Here is a 2274-nt window from a genome sequence, read left to right as displayed (position 1 = left end):
TCTCAAATAGAACTTTAATTACAGGTTTTTCCGCGATTTTCGGAGTGTTCTTGGATATCCAAGAGTTCCAGCCTTCTATCGATAACCGGTTTAATTACCGGATTTATAGTATAACCATTATTCGGTTCACGGAAAATAAAGGTTCCTATTCTACGCAATTTGTCGATTGGCATTAAGCCCAGTCAAGGTCTAAATGTCAGGGTGACCTTACCCTTAAAATTAAAATTCTGTTATTCTATTACTCCTCTATTTGTCTGATTTTATAACCTCAATATTTTTAAAAAAAGGAAGAAGGGCCTCAATCTACGACATCGTTTCTTCACAAGGTGTGACACGAGGGGTTCCTCCTTCCTTGAATATCATCTATTCTTCACTGCTCCTTCTATTTCCTCGCCTAAGACAATAAATCTATACAAAGCAACCATCAGCTGACGTGCCATTGCTACAATAGCAGTTTTCCGTTGACGACCTTTCTGCTTCAGTCGGTCTTTCCATTTTTTTGATATAGCTGATTCCGGCTGCCAGTGATACCAGAGCCAGGCTAATTGAATTGCAAGCCTTCTCAGTTCCGGATTCCCCTGCTTGCTTATACCCTGCTCTCTGAACATTTTACCGCTTGAAAACGGAGTAGGAGTCAACCCAAGATAAGAAGAAAAATGTTTACCGTTTTTAAACCTGCTGAAATCGCATATTTCCCAGCAGAATGTTCTGGAAATAACTTCACCAATTCCGCGATATTCCCTGAGACGGTCTATAATGTATTTTTCATTTCTTTTGTTTGCTTCTTCGCGTTCTTTCTTTTCTGTTTCAATAATATACTTCTGCCATTTAGCTAGGTTTTTCTCAAAAACTTCTAATTCATCAACCATTTGCTCAATGCGTAAAAGTTCAGATTCAGGAAGTAGGCTTGGTATAATTTTGAGACGTCTCCACTCTTTTATTGCTGAACGCCAGTATTGAGCACTGTGATGTGTTGATATGTCCGGGATCGGCCATCTCTTTAAAATCGAAATGATCCGATTGTTATTACGGGCGATATCTGTTTTGATTCTTTGTTCTTCACGTGGTAATTGGCGTTTGCATTCCTGCTCAACTGTAGGAATCCATACTTTCGGAATCCGCGGATCAAGAGGGCTTATTTCAGCCAGAAACTGACTGTCAATTTTATCAGTCTTGGCCTTCTTTCCCGAACTTATAATTTCGATCTTGTTAACAGGAAGAATTCTTGTTTCACAGCCTATACTGTTGAAAAACCTGCCCGGAGTAAAACCACACCTTCCAGCTTCATAACATACAGAGACAGATTTATTTGTATTGCTCTTTATCTCACGGATCTTATCGTATGTATCACTTTCTTTCTTCTTCCCCCAGAAGCAATATCTGCTGTATTTCCCGTCTTCACGGTCAAGAGCGGTAACCACCCACATCGAATCCCCCTGGTCAATTCCGATTGTTATGTAGTTTGCGATTTGACTTTCATTACAAAGACTGCTAGTGTTAAGTAACATGAGCTTTTCCTCCTTTTAAGTTAAAAATTTCTAAAAATTAATAATCTAACTTTGGGACCGTTTATTACAAACGACACCCCGTCTAATGAGGGGGGAGCTCATGTTATCTCCGCTATTGACTTTTTTCTTTTTATTCGGGTCAAACCCTTTTGACACTTAAAAAAGAGTAAATCCCCTCTGTCAGTTAATTTCCTCATACTCCTTTTTCAGCTCTTTAATTTTATTTTCCACTCTGCCAACCTGTTTTGAAAACTCCTTCACATCATCTTCTCGGCCCTTCTCCTTCTTCAAGTCAGAGAGAACGCTTTTCATTGTTTCAAGAGACTCTTGTAATCCGGCAATATACTCTTTTAGTGCTTTTTTTCTATGCGAAACAACCTTTACAGATAAAATCCCTTTATGAGAGAATTTCAGAACGGTGAAATATTTCTTACTGCTCTCTCTGTAAGAGCATCCCCGATTGGAAAAACAAAGAATTCCACGCCCGCAGAAAGGTTTAACTCCTACAAGTTCCTGTGCTTTCTCATTTGCTTTTTCAGTGCAGTAGTCGAAAAAGTCCCCCTCGCCTTTATTTATACCCCAAGGATTGAGAATTGAGGCAAATTCAACATCATAGATATAACCTGATCCTATCGGATGGGCTTTCGGATCCTCCAGTTCCCGAACAGCAGCAAACGAAAAAATGGAATGCTTCAGGTAAGAACGTGCAATACTGAATTCAAAAACTCTCTTTTCAGCTTTCCTGACACCATAAAGCGTCACATCA

General features: G+C 39.4%; 2 protein-coding genes. Both read right to left on the bottom strand.

Going from position 1 to position 2274, the window contains the following annotated elements; genetic code table 11:
• Positions 1 to 359: 359 nt before the first annotated feature.
• Complete coding sequence (locus tag MV676_RS09145; RefSeq protein WP_297447047.1) at positions 360 to 1508, bottom strand: IS110 family transposase; 1149 nt, start codon at positions 1506 to 1508, stop codon at positions 360 to 362.
• A gap of 180 nt (positions 1509 to 1688) precedes the next feature.
• A partial coding sequence (locus MV676_RS09140; protein ID WP_297447045.1) for a hypothetical protein occupies positions 1689 to 2274 on the bottom strand: 586 nt, incomplete at its 5' end.

This window comes from Desulfurobacterium sp., from assembly GCF_027028515.1.
Classification (GTDB): domain Bacteria; phylum Aquificota; class Aquificia; order Desulfurobacteriales; family Desulfurobacteriaceae; genus Desulfurobacterium_A.
The sequence above is the reverse complement of the archived record's forward strand: the minus strand, read 5'-3'. Positions and strand labels throughout refer to the sequence as shown.

What these genes read in the sequence shown, in the direction of transcription:
- MV676_RS09145 (WP_297447047.1), bottom strand. Translation starts at nt 1,508, where the DNA reads ATGTTACTTAACACTAGCAGTCTTTGTAATGAAAGTCAAATCGCAAAC.